The 13,633-nt window shown below is 64.9% G+C and carries 12 protein-coding genes; 10 read left to right on the top strand and 2 right to left on the bottom strand.

Annotated features, from left to right (window positions below):
• The first annotated feature begins 10 nt into the window (after nt 1-10).
• The 7 genes from CEY11_RS20320 to mnmA all read left to right on the top strand — a co-directional run bounded on the left by CEY11_RS20320 (nt 11) and on the right by mnmA (nt 9,199).
• Nucleotides 11-982 (top strand): Bug family tripartite tricarboxylate transporter substrate binding protein, encoded by a 972-nt coding sequence (locus tag CEY11_RS20320; RefSeq protein WP_158215395.1) that lies wholly within the window; start codon nt 11-13, stop codon nt 980-982.
• 160 nt (nt 983-1,142) lie between these two features.
• Nucleotides 1,143-2,549 carry an FAD-binding oxidoreductase gene (locus CEY11_RS20315; RefSeq protein WP_088605242.1) on the top strand — a complete coding sequence of 469 codons (1,407 nt, stop codon included), beginning with the start codon at nt 1,143-1,145 and terminating at the stop codon, nt 2,547-2,549.
• 171 nt (nt 2,550-2,720) lie between these two features.
• Nucleotides 2,721-4,214 (top strand): FAD-linked oxidase C-terminal domain-containing protein, encoded by a 1,494-nt coding sequence (locus tag CEY11_RS20310; RefSeq protein WP_088605241.1) that lies wholly within the window; start codon nt 2,721-2,723, stop codon nt 4,212-4,214.
• A 7-nt stretch (nt 4,215-4,221) separates the two neighbouring features.
• Complete coding sequence (gene glcE, locus CEY11_RS20305) at nt 4,222-5,316, top strand: glycolate oxidase subunit GlcE (RefSeq protein ID WP_088605240.1); 1,095 nt, start codon at nt 4,222-4,224, stop codon at nt 5,314-5,316.
• An 11-nt stretch (nt 5,317-5,327) separates the two neighbouring features.
• Nucleotides 5,328-6,560, top strand: a complete 1,233-nt coding sequence (gene glcF, locus CEY11_RS20300) for a glycolate oxidase subunit GlcF (protein WP_088605239.1) — start codon at nt 5,328-5,330, stop codon at nt 6,558-6,560.
• Nucleotides 6,561-7,066: 506 nt separating this feature from the next.
• The gene (locus CEY11_RS20290) at nt 7,067-7,936 is read left to right on the top strand and encodes a response regulator transcription factor (protein ID WP_088605237.1); all 870 of its coding nucleotides are present in this window, start codon (nt 7,067-7,069) and stop codon (nt 7,934-7,936) included.
• A gap of 117 nt (nt 7,937-8,053) precedes the next feature.
• Complete coding sequence (mnmA, locus tag CEY11_RS20285; RefSeq protein WP_088605317.1) at nt 8,054-9,199, top strand: tRNA 2-thiouridine(34) synthase MnmA; 1,146 nt, start codon at nt 8,054-8,056, stop codon at nt 9,197-9,199.
• 72 nt (nt 9,200-9,271) lie between these two features.
• On the opposite strand, the gene CEY11_RS20280 is transcribed toward mnmA, so the two are convergent.
• Nucleotides 9,272-9,886 carry a glutathione S-transferase N-terminal domain-containing protein gene (locus CEY11_RS20280; protein ID WP_088605236.1) on the bottom strand — a complete coding sequence of 205 codons (615 nt, stop codon included), beginning with the start codon at nt 9,884-9,886 and terminating at the stop codon, nt 9,272-9,274.
• Between the two features lie 322 nt (nt 9,887-10,208).
• On the opposite strand from CEY11_RS20280, the gene purB reads away from it, so the two are divergent.
• Nucleotides 10,209-11,591: an adenylosuccinate lyase gene (purB, locus tag CEY11_RS20275; protein ID WP_088605316.1), complete on the top strand. Its 1,383-nt coding sequence runs from the start codon at nt 10,209-10,211 to the stop codon at nt 11,589-11,591.
• A 71-nt stretch (nt 11,592-11,662) separates the two neighbouring features.
• Entirely contained in the window at nt 11,663-12,118 is a 456-nt protein-coding gene (locus CEY11_RS20270; RefSeq protein ID WP_088605315.1) for a c-type cytochrome, read from the top strand.
• A 258-nt stretch (nt 12,119-12,376) separates the two neighbouring features.
• Here the strand turns inward: CEY11_RS20270 and CEY11_RS20265 are convergent, their stop codons facing one another.
• Nucleotides 12,377-12,796: a transcriptional regulator gene (locus CEY11_RS20265; RefSeq protein ID WP_088605235.1), complete on the bottom strand. Its 420-nt coding sequence runs from the start codon at nt 12,794-12,796 to the stop codon at nt 12,377-12,379.
• Nucleotides 12,797-12,987: 191 nt separating this feature from the next.
• Here CEY11_RS20265 and CEY11_RS20260 point away from each other — a divergent pair, with 191 nt between their 5' ends.
• Nucleotides 12,988-13,473, top strand: a complete 486-nt coding sequence (locus CEY11_RS20260; RefSeq protein WP_088605234.1) for a hypothetical protein — start codon at nt 12,988-12,990, stop codon at nt 13,471-13,473.
• Nucleotides 13,474-13,633 lie beyond the last annotated feature (160 nt).

Genomic DNA, 13,633 nt, shown 5'->3' with positions numbered 1-13,633 from the left:
ATTGCTGTGCATGGCCGCTTTCGTGTGCGGCGGCGCCGCCCACGCCGAAGGCTATCCATCCAGGCCGATACGCATGATCGTGCCCTATGCGGCCGGCGGCGGGATAGACGCTACCGCGCGCCTGTTCGCCAAGGCCATGGCGCAACAATTGCACGCGTCCCTCATCGTCGAGAACCGTCCTGGGGCGGGCGGCATGATAGGCGCGGAGGCGGCCGTGCGCGCGGCGCCCGACGGCTATACGGTGTTGTTCTCGGGCAATCCGGAACTGGGCAGCAGTCCGCGCTTCTACGGCCATGCGCCCTACGACCCGACCAAGGATCTGCGCCCGGTGGCGATGGTGGCCGAGTCTCCCACGGTCGTGGTGGCCTCCCCGTCGTTGCAGGCGGCGACGCTGCGCGACGCGCTGGCCCTGGGGCGCAAGGATCCGACCTTGTTGACCGTGGCGACGGCGGGGGTCGGCACCACTCACCATTTCGCGCTCGAGGCGCTCAGGCACAAGAGCGGCGTGAATCTGCTGCACGTGCCCTATAAGGGTGCGGCGCCCGCGACCATGGCGGTACTGGGTGGCCAGACCAAAATGGCCATCGTCGGCCTGCCGCCGGCATGGCCGTACATCAAATCGGGGCGCCTGCTTGCGTACGCGGTGCTGCAGCCCAAGCGTTCCGCCTTTCTGCCCGAGGTGCCGACGATCGAACAAGCCACGGGCATGAAGGGGCTGGATGCCTTTGCCACCTGGTACGGCCTGGTGGTGCCGGCCCGCACGCCCGACGCGGTGGTCGCGGTGCTGGAGCAGGCGGCGCGCAAAGTGCTGGCCGAGCCGCAGCTGGCGCAGGCGCTGGCCGTGCAGGGCACCGAGGTGCAGCCCTTGTTTGGCGCCGACTTCGGGCGGCGCATACAGCACGAATGGGAGCTGTACGGCGAGCTGGTCAAACAGTACGGCATTACCGCCGAGCACGAAGGAAAAGCCGGCCCTGCGAAATAAGCGGGCTGCGGCGTGGGCCGGGTGGAAATGCTACATTGATCGGTGCAGGCTCCGCGCCGGCGGCACCACTTGGCACACGCCGGCTGGTGGCCACAAGAGAGCATCGAAAGCAGGGCACCCAGAGCGAGGCACCCGGAGCAGGACATCAGGAGCTGTACCCATGGATATACCCCATTTTTCCGCCGGCGAACGCTGCGTTATCCCGCCGGGCTTCATCGAGGCGCTGCAGCAGCGCTTCGGCGCGCGCTGTTCCAGCGCGCAGGCTGTGCGTGAGCACCATGGCCGCGACGAGTCGCCTTACCCCACCATGCCGCCGGATGCCGTGGTCTATGCAGAAACCACCGAAGAGGTGGCCTGGGTAGCCCGGCTGTGCCATGAAAGCCGCGTGCCGCTGATCCCCTACGGCGCGGGTTCTTCCATAGAGGGGCATCTGCTGGCGATACGCGGCGGCATTACCCTGGATCTTTCCGGCATGAACCGCGTGGTTGCGGTCAATGCCGAAGACCTCACCGTGACGGTGCAGGCGGGCGTGACGCGCAAGCAGCTCAACGAAGAAATACGCGATACCGGCCTGTTCTTTCCGATCGATCCGGGCGCCGACGCCAGCCTGGGCGGCATGGCCGCCACGCGGGCCTCGGGCACCAACGCGGTGCGCTACGGCACCATGCGCGAGAACGTCATGAACCTCAAGGTCGTGACGGCCGACGGCCGCATCATCGAGACCGCCAACCGCGCCCGCAAGTCCTCGGCCGGCTACGACCTCACACATATTTTCGTGGGCAGTGAAGGAACCCTGGGCATCATCACCGAGGTCACGGTGCGGCTGTACCCGCAGCCCGAGGCGATCTCCGCCGCGATCTGCAATTTCCCCGACCTGGATGCCGCCGTCAACAGCGTCATCGAAATCATCCAGATGGGCATCCCGGTGGCGCGCGTGGAATTCTTGGACAATGCCGCGGTCAAGGCCACCAACGCCTACAGCAAACTGGGCCTGCGCGAGTCGCCGCTGCTGCTGTTCGAATTCCACGGCAGCCCCGCCGGCGTGAAAGAGCAGGCCGTGGCGGTGCAAGAGATCACGCGCGAACACGGCGGCATGGACTTCGATTGGGCCGAGCGGCCCGAAGACCGCAGCCGTCTCTGGACGGCGCGCCACAACGCGCTCTTTGCCGGGCTGCAGCTGCGGCCGGGCTCGCGCGCCAGCACCACCGACGTATGCGTGCCAATCTCGCGCCTGGCCGAGTGCGTGTCGGCCACCGCCCAGGAACTGGATCGCGCCAGCTTCCCCTACATGATCGTGGGCCACGTGGGCGACGGCAATTTCCACGTGCTGATGCTGATCGACCCCGACAGCCCAGAGCAATGGGAAGAGTCCGAGCGCCTCAATCGGCGCCTGGTGCGGCGCGCCATCGACATGGACGGCACTTGCACGGGCGAGCATGGCATCGGCCTGCACAAGAAAGAATTCATGCTGGCCGAGCACGGACAGGACGCGCTCGATCTGATGCGCGCCCTGAAGCTTGCTTTCGATCCGCACAACATCCTGAATCCAGGCAAAATACTGCCCTGAAGCGGCAGCGTCCGGCAAGCTCGGGCTGCCCGAGGCACGTGCGGCGCCGGCCTGCGCGGCAAGGCCGTGCGCGGCCGGCCCGGCGCGCCTGTACGCGGATTCTTAGGGTAGTCCCGATCATGTGTTTTCGAGGGGTTCGCGTTACATTCATGGCTTGAAGGAAGCCAATACATGAACCAGAACCCGATACCCCGGGTACCGCCGCAGACGCCAGATTTCCAGGGGCTCATAGCCAGGCTCAAGGCCGTTCTCCCCGCTCATTGCATCCTCTCCAGAATCGAGGACACCCGCCCGTACGAATGCGACGGGCTTTCCTTGTATCGCTGCCTGCCGGCGTTGGTGGTGCTGCCCGAAAACGAGCAGCAGGTCATTGCCGTGATGCAGGCCTGCAAGGCGCTGGACATACCCATAGTGGCGCGTGGCGCGGGCACCGGCCTGTCGGGCGGCGCCATGCCGCACGCGCAGGGCGTGGTGCTGGGCCTGTCGAAACTCAATCGCATCATCGGCATCGACCCTGAATCGGCCACCGCCGTGGTGCAGCCCGGGGTGCGCAATCTGGCCATCTCCGAGGCCGCCGCGGCCCACGGCCTGTATTACGCGCCAGACCCGTCCAGCCAGATCGCCTGTTCGATCGGCGGCAACGTCGCCGAAAACTCCGGCGGCGTGCACTGCCTCAAGTACGGCCTGACGGTGCACAACGTATTGCGCGTGCGGGTCGTCACGATAGACGGCAACGTGCTGGAACTCGGCGCCGAGGCCCCTGATGCGCCGGGCCTGGATCTGCTGGCCGTATTCATAGGCTCCGAGGGCATGCTCGGCGTGGTCACCGAGGTCACGGTCAAGCTGATCCCGCGGCCCGCCTGCGCGCGGGTCGTCATGGCCAGCTTCGCCAGCGTCGAGGCCGCCGGCCAGGCAGTCACCAACATCATCGCCGCCGGCATCATTCCCGCCGGCCTCGAAATGATGGACAAGCGCGCCATCCATATGGTGGAGCCATTCGTATGCGCCGGCTACGACCTCGAAGCCGCGGCGATCCTGTTGTGCGAGTCCGACGGCACGCAGGACGAAGTCGACGACGAGATCGAGCGCATGGAGGCGGTGTTCCGCGGCGCCGGCGCCACGCGCCTGCAGGTGTCGGCTTCCGAAGCCGAGCGCCTGAAATTCTGGGCCGGCCGCAAGAACGCCTTTCCCGCCGCGGGCCGCATCTCGCCCGACTACTATTGCATGGACGGCACCATCCCGCGCCGCCACCTGGCGCGCGTGCTCGGCGCCATCGAGCAAATGGAAGACGAATACGGCCTGCGCTGCGCCAATGTGTTCCATGCCGGCGACGGCAACCTGCATCCGCTGATCATGTTCGACTCCAACAAGCCCGCCGAGGTCGAGCGCGCCGAGAAGTTCGGCGCCTCGATCCTGGAACTGTGCGTCCAGGTGGGCGGTACGGTCACCGGCGAGCACGGCGTGGGCATCGAAAAAATCAATCAGATGTGCGTGCAGTTCAAGCCCGAAGAGCTCGGCGCCTTTGCCGCTGTCAAGGCGGCGTTCGATCCCTACGGCTTGCTCAACCCTGAAAAAGTCATCCCCACGCTGGCCCGCTGCGCCGAATACGGCAAGATGCACGTGCACGGCGGCGACATCAGTTTCCCCGAATTGCCTCGTTTTTGAGACCCCTATGGAGTTCGTTCTTGCGGAATTGAGCGACCAGGTCATGACTGCGCGCGCGGCGCAGCGGCCCTTGTCGATACGCGGCGGCGCCACCAAGCGCTTCTACGGCGAGGCCACCGACCTCGAAGACTTGCACAGCCACGCCGTGCTCGACATGTCGAGCCTGTGCGGCGTGGTGAATTATCAGCCCGCCGAACTGGTGATCACCGCCCGCGCGGGCACGCTGCTGTCCGACATCGAGCAGGTGCTCGACCAGGAAGGGCAGATGCTGGCTTTCGAGCCGCCGCGCCTGGGCGCGGCCTCGACCTTGGGCGGCTGTGTCGCCTCGGGGCTCTCGGGCCCCAGGCGCATGGCCGCCGGCAGCCTGCGCGATTTCGTGCTGGGCGCCAAGCTGCTCGATTCTTCGGGCGTGGTGCTGGAATTCGGCGGCGAGGTCATGAAGAACGTCGCGGGCTACGATGTATCGCGCCTGCTGGCGGGTTCTATGGGGGTGTTCGGCGCTCTGGTGGAGGTCTCGCTGAAAGTCGTTCCCAAGCCCTTCGAAGAGGCTACCCTGGTGCTGCAGGCCACCGAGGCCGAAGCGCTGCAGCATTTCGGCCGCTGGCGCACGATGCCGCTGGCCATATCGGCCACCAGCTGGGAAGATCCGGGCGACGGCGGCCGCGTCTCGGTGCGCCTGTCCGGCAGCGGTTCGGCGGTGGCCGCGGGCGTGCGCCGCATCGGCGGCGAGCGGCTCAACGAAGACGAGGCGCAGGCCTATTGGGTCAGCCTGCGCGACCAGACGCATGCTTTTTTCCGGGCGCGGCCCCTGTGGCGCCTGGCCTTGCCGCCGCGCGCCCGGGCGCTGCAGGCCGGGCCCACACTGATCGAATGGAATGGTGGCCAGCGCTGGCTGGCCGCCGATGCCGACCCGCTGGATCTGCGCCGGCGCGTGCAGGCGCTGGGCGGCCACGCCACGCTGTATCGCTACGACTACAAGCCGGTGGGGGTGCCAGTGTTCCATCCTCTGGCCGCCGGCCTCTTGGACGTGTCGCGCAGGCTCAAGCAAGAGTTCGACCCGGTGGGCATTTTCAACCCTAAACGCCTGTTCTCTGAATTCTGAGGTTTATCGCCGTGCAAACCAATCTAGCAGCCTGGGCGCGAGACAGTGAGTTGGGCAAGGAGGCCGAAGAAATCCTGCGCCGCTGCGTGCATTGCGGCTTCTGTACGGCCACCTGTCCCACTTATCAGATCCTGGGCGACGAGCTCGACAGCCCGCGCGGGCGCATCTATCTGATCAAGCAGGTGCTGGAGGGCGTCGCGCCCACCGCATCCACCCAGCAGCATCTGGATCGCTGCCTGACCTGCCGCAACTGCGAAACCACTTGTCCGTCGGGTGTGCAGTACGGCGCGCTGGTCGACATCGGCCGCAAGCTGGTGGACGAACGGGTCGAGCGTCCCGTGGCCCAGCGCGCCACGCGCACACTGTTGCGCCGCACATTGACTTCGCCGCTGTTCGCGCCCGCCTACAAGCTGGGCAGGGCGCTGCGCCCCGTCCTGCCCGCGGTGCTGCGCAACAAAATAGCGGCGGCGCGTCCGGCCGGCAAGCTGCCCGACGGCTCCGGCCTGCAGCGCCAGGTGCTGATGCCGGCCGGCTGCGTGCAGCCGGCCATGATGCCTTCCATCGACGCGGCCACGGCGCGGGTGCTGCACGCGGTGGGCATAGGCACGCGCACGGTGGCGGGGGCCGGATGCTGCGGCGCCATCAATTTCCACCTCGATGCGCAGGAAGCTGCTTTGGGCCAGATGCGCGCCAATATTGATGCCTGGCTGCCGCTGCTCGATAGCGGCCAGGTCGAGGCCATCGTCATCAACGCCTCGGGCTGCGGCGCCATGATGCGTGAATATGCGCATCATTTGCGCTTCGATACCGACTACGCCGCCCGCGCCTTGCGCTTCGTCGACAAGGTCAAAGACGTAGCCGAGATCCTCGCGCCGCATGCCGCACAGCTCAAGTCGGTGCTGGGAGACCTGCCGCAGCCGCTGGTGTTCCATCCGCCTTGCACCCTGCAGCACTGGCAGCAGTTGCGCGGCATCACCGAAAAGCTGCTGGGCGAACTGGGTTTTGATTTGCAGCCATTTGCCGAATCGCATCTGTGCTGCGGCTCGGCCGGCACCTATTCCGTGACCCAGCCCGAGCTGTCCAAAGCCTTGCGTGACCGCAAGCTGGAGGCGCTGCAGGCTGGCGGCCCGGCCTGCATCGTTTCATCCAATATGGGATGTATCGGCCACCTGCAAAGCGGTACCGACACGCCGGTGCGGCACTGGGTCGAGACGCTGGACGCCGCCCTGAGCGCCCGCGGCTAGCCTGGCCCGGGCGGCTCGAGCCCGTGGGCTCCGGCCGGCTGCTGCGTGCCTCGAGCCGGCCCACCTGGTGGGCTCGAACGGCGCGGCCGCGGCTCGATTCCGGCCCGATCTGTCCGGAAAGATCAGGCCGGCGCCCCAGCAAAGCATTATTTCCTTTGAGCAAATGCGGGTGGCGGATTTTGGTTACATTATGAGGCTGTTCTAGGGCTTGTTCACGACTGGGGGTGTGGCGTCTTCCCATGGCCTGAACAGGCCCCGGCGGTTCCGGGCTCCTTATCCGGCTCCCGGTTTGCCCCGGGCCATTGGTTTGGCTCGGGGGTCTGGTGTCCCATTTGGTTGAAGCATGGTTGAGTTCGGCGGCCGCAAGGCCCATACAGGGTTGCAAATCCACGCGATGGCCGGCGGCCGTTGCCGTGGGCCGCGCCTGGGCGGGGCGGTGCATTTGCCCGGCTGCATGTCCATGAATCAAGCCGACGGGGCGCTGGACGGCACGATGGCCAAAAAAAATGCACCGACAATTGCCTGGTAATTTGTATTCCTCGCAAGGAGCCGCCTACGGGCCGCACGTCCTGTTGGTGGACGACGATCTCGAAGAGTCGCGGCCCTTGGTAGAGGCGCTGTCACGCCGGAATTTCCGCGTCAGCGCCGCGTGCGACGGCCTGCACGGCTACGGCCGCGCCACCACCAGCATGCCCGACCTGGTGCTGTTGGAGGCCGAGATGGCCGGCATGAGCGGCCTGGCGGTATGCCGGCGCCTGAAGGCCAACCCCCGCACTGCGGCGATACCCGTGATCTTCCTCAGCACCCGGGCCGAGCTCGAGCATCGCCTGGCCGGCCTGAGCACCGGCGCCGTCGACTACATCATCAAGCCTTGCGCGCCGGCAGAGGTCATCGCCCGCATAGACATACACCTCGAGCTGGCACGCGGCTATCGCCGCGACGATCTTGCCGAAGCCGTGCAGAATCTCAGCGCTGCCGACGTGCTGGTGCGCTCCACCCAACGCTATCTGTCGGATCGGCTGCGCGACACGCCATCGGCCGAACTGCTGGCACAGGCGCTTGGCACCACCGAAAAGCGCCTGGTGCGCGCATTTCGCGAATGCCTGGGGCTCACGGTCTTCGAGTATGTGCGTCATGAGCGCATGCGCATGGCCAAGCGGCTGCTGGCGCAGACCTCGCTTAGCGTGGGTCAGATCTCGGCGGAAATGGGCTTTTCCAGCGCCGCGAATTTTTCCACCGCTTTTCGCGAACATACCGGCGTCTCGCCCTCGGTGTTCCGCAAGAATTCGTCCCTGAGCCACATGCCCGCCCTCTCGGCCGGGTTGACGCAGGCCGACGATGGGCAGGGCGATCCCGCCGACGCCTTGCCGGCCTGAACCGCGCCCTTGCGCCGGGCCGCATTCGGCGGGGCGTGCGATAAAAGGCGCAGCCGGAGCCCAGCCGCCACCAGGCTGCATTCTTGCGGGGCGGGCCATGGGATTAAAATGCGCTCCATGGTTAATTCATCCGTATCCAAAGGGCGCGTAGTCGTGGGCATGTCCGGGGGCGTCGATTCCTCGGTCGCCGCGTGGCTGCTGAAACAGCAAGGCTACGAGGTTGTCGGCCTGTTCATGAAGAACTGGGAAGACGACGATGATTCCGAGTACTGCTCGTCGCGCCAGGACTGGCTCGACGCGGCCAGCGTGGCCGACCTTGTGGGCGTGGACATCGAAGCGGTGAATTTTGCCGCGGAATACAAAGAGCGCGTCTTCGCCGATTTCCTGCGCGAATATTCGGCTGGGCGCACACCCAATCCAGACGTGCTGTGCAATGCCGAGATCAAGTTCAAGGCTTTTCTCGATCACGCCATGACGCTCGGGGCGGATTTGATCGCCACCGGCCATTACGCCCGGGTGCGGGCGCGCGGCGAGGCCGGTACGGCGCGCTACGAATTGCTCAAGGCACTGGATGCGACCAAGGATCAAAGCTATTTTCTGCATCGCCTGAACCAGGCGCAACTGGCCCGCACGCTTTTCCCCTTGGGTGAGTTGCGCAAGACCGAGGTGCGGCGCATCGCCCACGAGCTGGGTCTGCCCAACGCCGCCAAGAAAGATTCCACCGGCATCTGCTTCATAGGCGAAAGGCCGTTCCGCGAATTTCTCGGCCGCTATCTGCCTACTCGGCCCGGCCTCATCCGCAGCGACGAAGGCGAAGTGCTGGGCGAGCATCACGGCCTGTCCTTCTACACCCTGGGGCAGCGCAAGGGTCTGGGCATCGGCGGCGTCAAGGGCCGCCAGCGCGACGACGGGACGGCCGACGCCTGGTACGTGGCCCGCAAAGATCTCGCCAACAACACCTTGTACGTGACGCAGGGCCATGACCACCCGTGGCTGCTGGCGCGCAGCCTGTGCGCCGACGAGGCAAGCTGGGTGGCCGGCAGCGCACCGCCGCCCGGCGCGTATGCGGCCAAGACGCGCTATCGCCAGGCGGACGCGCCCTGCACGTTGAAGTCTACCGAGGCTGGCTGTTTCGAGCTGGATTTCGAACAACCGCAGTGGGCGGTTACGCCGGGCCAGTCGGCCGTGCTGTATGACGGCGACGTCTGCCTGGGCGGCGGCTTCATTGCGCTACAGGAAGCACTCGTGGCCGCCGCTGCCTGAGTCGGGCAGGGTACGTCGAGGGCAACCGGAAAAGCAGGGGCGCTAATTCGGCACCAGGATGGTGCCGCGATATCAGGCCTTGGGCGGCAGGCTGGCGACGAAAGAAGGGCGCTGCGCCAGTTTTTCTTCGAGCCGCGCCAGATGGCCGTACTGCTGACGCCAGTTCAAGTCTTCGAAGCGCAGATCCAGATAGCCCAGCGCGCAGCCGACGGCAATGTCGGCCAGGCTGAAATTAATGCCCGTACAGAAAGGCTGCGTGTCCAGGCCCTGATCCATGAAGCTGAGCGCCGCGGTGATTTTCTTGTGCTGGCGTTCTATCCAGGCGTCGCTGCGCAGTTCCGGCGGACGCTGGCGGTTTTCGATGTTGATGGCCGTTGCCGCATCGAGTACGCCGTCGGCAATCGCTTCCCAGCACTTGGTGGCGGTGCGGTCGCGCCCCGGCTGGGGGATCAGGCGGCCCACCGGCGACAAGGTGTCGAGGTACTCGACGATGACGCGCGAATCGAACAGGCTGCCGCCGTCGTCCATGAGCAGGCAAGGGACTTTGCCCAGGGGATTGGATTCCTGAATAGTGGTTTCTTCGGCCCAGACGTTTTCCAGCACGAATTCGTAGTCGAGCTTTTTTTCGGCCATGACGACGCGCACTTTGCGTACATACGGGCTAGTCAGGGAACCAATCAGTTTCATGGCAAAAAGTGGATGGTTACAGGCGGAAAAAGTATAGCAGGATAATACCGCCGCTTAGCCGCGTAAAAGGTTTGAAACCGGGCTTGCGGCGACATAAATTGCCAATCTGTGGTTTATATGTGGCGCGCCTTGCCGTGGGCCGGCGGCCGCAGCTTGCGCCGCCCCGGCGCGGGGTGCCGCGGCGTTGCGCCGCTGAGGGCGGTGCGAGGCGACCCGTTGCCCGAGACGGGGCCGCCAGGCAGCGGGCCGGATGATAAAATTTGCGCTCGAATTCAAGCATCTACACCATTACGATCCTCACGATTCCCACACGAGCCCCCCGATGCACATAGCCGAACAACTGAGTCATTTGAATGCCCTTTCGCCGCTGGACGGCCGCTACGCCGCCAAGGGCGAGCCGCTGCGTGGCTTGTTGTCGGAGGCGGCGTTCATGGCCCACCGCGTCGAGGTCGAGATCGCCTGGCTGGTCGGGCTGTCCGACGCCGGGCTGCCCGAACTGCCGCCTTTTTCGGAACGGGCACGCGCCGCGCTGCGCGAACTGGTGGAAGGCTTTTCCGAGCGCGATGCCGCGTTCATCAAAGAAATCGAAAAAACCACCAATCACGACGTCAAGGCCGTCGAGTACTGGCTCAAGGAACGCGTGGCCGACGACCCCGAACTGGCGCGCGCCGGCGAGTTCATCCATTTCGCCTGCACTTCCGAAGACATCAACAACACCTCGCACGCGCTGATGCTGACGCGCGCGCGTTCGCAATTCATCGTGCCGCGCCTGAACGAACTGTGCCGGCAGCTGCAGGCCTGCGCCCAGCGCTATGCCGAACAGCCCATGCTGTCGCGCACCCATGGCCAGCCGGCCAGCCCGACTACGCTGGGCAAGGAATTCGCCAACGTCGCGGCGCGCCTGCGGCGCGCTATCGATGCGATCGCCGCGGTGCAGCCGCTGGCCAAGCTCAACGGCGCCACCGGCAATTACAACGCGCACCTGGCGGCCTATCCCGAGATCGATTGGCCCGCCTTCAGCGCCAAGGTGCTCGAAGGGCTGGGCCTGGTGCAAAACCCCTACACCATACAGATCGAGCCGCACGACTGGATGGCGGCCCTGTTCGACGCCGTGGCGCGTGCCAACACCATCGTGCTGGATCTGGATCGCGACGTCTGGGGCTACATCTCGCTGGGCTACTTCCGCCAGCGCCTGAAAGAAGGCGAGGTCGGCTCGTCCACCATGCCGCACAAGGTCAACCCCATCGACTTCGAGAATTCGGAAGGCAATCTCGGCCTGGCCAATGCGCTGCTGCGGCACCTGTCCGAGAAGCTGCCCATATCGCGCTGGCAGCGCGATCTGACCGATTCCACGGTACTGCGCAACCTGGGCGTGGCCTTCGGCTACTGCGCGGTGGCCTGGGATGCCTGCCTGCGCGGCATCGGCAAGCTGGAACTGAATGCGCAGGCCATCGACGCCGATATCGACGGCTGCTGGGAAGTGCTGGCCGAGCCCGTGCAGACCGTGATGCGCCGCTACGGGCTGCCGCAGCCTTACGAGCAGCTCAAGGCCTTGACGCGCGGCAAGGGCATAGACCAGGAAGGCCTGCGGGCCTTCATCGCCGGCCTGGATCTGCCGGCCGAGCCCAAGGCCCGCCTGCTTGCCATGACGCCGCGCTCGTATGTGGGCCTGGCCGCCGGGCTGGCGCAGCGCATAGGCGGCTAGGGCCTGTTGAGACTACACTTGCAGGGCACGGGCCCTGGCCCATTGAAACGACGGAGACATTTCCCATGACCATGAAACACAAGCTGCTGCCCATTGCTGTGCTGGCCTTGGCAGGGGCCGTTGCCACGCCGGCCATGGCGCAGTTCGCGAAGGCCAAAGACGCCCAGGAATACCGCGAGGCCGCCATGACCCTCATGGCCTCGCATTTCGGGCGCATGCTGCCGGTGGTCAAGGGCCAGGTTCCCTACGACAAAGAAAAAATCAAAGAAAACGTCGCCATACTCAATGTGCTGGCCACCTTGCCTTGGGCGGGGTTTGCGCCGGGCTCCGAGGGCGGCAAGGCCAAGGACGACGTCTGGCTCGATCCCGATGGCTTCAAGCAGGCGCAAGACAAGTTCCACGCCAGCATGAAGAAGCTCACCACGGCCGCCGACGCCGGCGATTACGATGCCTTCCGCGTAGCCTTCGGCGACGTCGCCAAAAGCTGCAAGTCCTGTCACGACTCGTATCGTCAAAAGAAAAAATAGGTCTGTTGTGGCCGCTGTGGCCTGCTGTGGCTTGTTGCGGGCGGCGCCAGGCCGCCCCGCGCACCATGTTCGGGCCGCGGGGCCGCGCCCCGCTTAGCGGTGCGCGAGCCCGCGCAGCCGCCTCATGCGGCCCGGCAAACATAATTCCACTTCTGATACGGGCTTGCTAGTGCGGGTTTGCGAGCAATACGGCAAGCGCATCGAAAGAACAAGGCGCGAAGCCGTAGGCAGCACACATGGTGCGGCAAGCGAAGCTGGCTACTTGTCGCGCCACACCTCGGTGTCCAGCTGGCAAATCTCGATGATTTCCTGGACTAGCTGTCTTCTGGATTCAGGCAGCGATCGGATTTTCTCGATCATTCGCAACTCTTCGGCTGTCGGAATGGTCGGTTGAGGCTCCCGAAGCGGCGCCGGGGCCCTGGGTCGATCTGCCGTGCCATAGAGTAGCCAAGTGGGCGACACGTTCAGCCACGTAGCCAACGTCTTCAACTTGTCTGCCGTCGGGCGGCTCTTGCCGGTCAGCCACTTATGGGCGGACTGCGTCGTGATGGCTGTGGCCGAGTGCCTCAAGCTGAACTGCACCGCCAGATCGGCGGCCGTCTCGATTTTCTTCGGACTGCGCTTCAACGCCTGCCGCAACCGAGCCGCAAAAGCCTGTTTGTCGTCCAATTTTTGCATGGACGAAGTGTGGAAGATAGTTCAGCCTTGATGAAACCTGGCAGTTTAATAAGTTAAACTACTAGTTTTGTTTTGTGCCATTTGCAAATAAACTGTCATGGAAACGTCGAGGGCGTATCCCGGGCAAACCATCTAGGTTCCCGCGAAAGCTACTAAAAAAGCCGGCCCAGCGCCGGGATGCCACTAAAAAAATGCCTATCCCTGTCGACCATACCGCGACAAATCTGCCCGAGCTGCTGGCCTTGTTCTTCCATCCACAGGGCAAGGGCAGAAAAGCTGTGCTCGTAGACGTAGGGCCCCACTTGCTCGAGGCAGCCGGCCGGCCAGACGACTACATACTGCGCACGCTTGCTCCGCCTGCCGGCATCCAGGCGCTGGCGGTTCTGGGCGCGCAGTTTCATTTGTGCCGGCAAGGAACCATCCGTGTATGGCTGGCGGGCAAGCTGGTTGCCGCGGAAGCCGAGGCAGACTGTACCCATTATCAAGTGCGCAGTTTGGATCACGCCGAACTCGAATATTTGAGCGCCTACATGGTGGCAACCGGCCGGCGTTGGGATGATTCGGATCAACCGGACATATCCGAAACTACGGCCGCACCCGTGGCGTCTGCGTCGATACAAGACCGGCTTGCACAAGGGCTGTACAGGCTTGTGGTGCGCAGCCTTCAGCAGTCGTGACCTGTGCTTCCGTGGCCAGAAGAAGAAAACGAGGGTTTGTTCGCCGGCAGCAGGGGCCAACGGCAGGGCTAAGACCAATAGGTGGAGACATGCCTCGATCGTGTGGCCTTACCCAGACGATAGATAACTAGAGGGGTATGGTCATGAAGGCTGTAGCCTT

It is taken from the genome of Candidimonas nitroreducens, from assembly GCF_002209565.1.
In the GTDB taxonomy this organism is placed as follows: Bacteria; Pseudomonadota; Gammaproteobacteria; order Burkholderiales; family Burkholderiaceae_B; genus Candidimonas; species Candidimonas nitroreducens.
This window is presented reverse-complemented; position numbering and strand designations above follow the sequence as displayed.

What these genes read in the sequence shown, in the direction of transcription:
- mnmA (WP_088605317.1), top strand. Translation starts at nt 8,054, where the DNA reads ATGGTTAATTCATCCGTATCCAAAGGGCGCGTAGTCGTGGGCATGTCC.
- CEY11_RS20320 (WP_158215395.1), top strand. Translation starts at nt 11, where the DNA reads ATGGCCGCTTTCGTGTGCGGCGGCGCCGCCCACGCCGAAGGCTATCCA.
- CEY11_RS20315 (WP_088605242.1), top strand. Translation starts at nt 1,143, where the DNA reads ATGGATATACCCCATTTTTCCGCCGGCGAACGCTGCGTTATCCCGCCG.
- CEY11_RS20310 (WP_088605241.1), top strand. Translation starts at nt 2,721, where the DNA reads ATGAACCAGAACCCGATACCCCGGGTACCGCCGCAGACGCCAGATTTC.
- purB (WP_088605316.1), top strand. Translation starts at nt 10,209, where the DNA reads ATGCACATAGCCGAACAACTGAGTCATTTGAATGCCCTTTCGCCGCTG.
- glcE (WP_088605240.1), top strand. Translation starts at nt 4,222, where the DNA reads ATGGAGTTCGTTCTTGCGGAATTGAGCGACCAGGTCATGACTGCGCGC.
- CEY11_RS20260 (WP_088605234.1), top strand. Translation starts at nt 12,988, where the DNA reads ATGCCTATCCCTGTCGACCATACCGCGACAAATCTGCCCGAGCTGCTG.
- CEY11_RS20265 (WP_088605235.1), bottom strand. Translation starts at nt 12,796, where the DNA reads ATGCAAAAATTGGACGACAAACAGGCTTTTGCGGCTCGGTTGCGGCAG.
- CEY11_RS20270 (WP_088605315.1), top strand. Translation starts at nt 11,663, where the DNA reads ATGAAACACAAGCTGCTGCCCATTGCTGTGCTGGCCTTGGCAGGGGCC.
- CEY11_RS20290 (WP_088605237.1), top strand. Translation starts at nt 7,067, where the DNA reads ATGCACCGACAATTGCCTGGTAATTTGTATTCCTCGCAAGGAGCCGCC.
- CEY11_RS20280 (WP_088605236.1), bottom strand. Translation starts at nt 9,886, where the DNA reads ATGAAACTGATTGGTTCCCTGACTAGCCCGTATGTACGCAAAGTGCGC.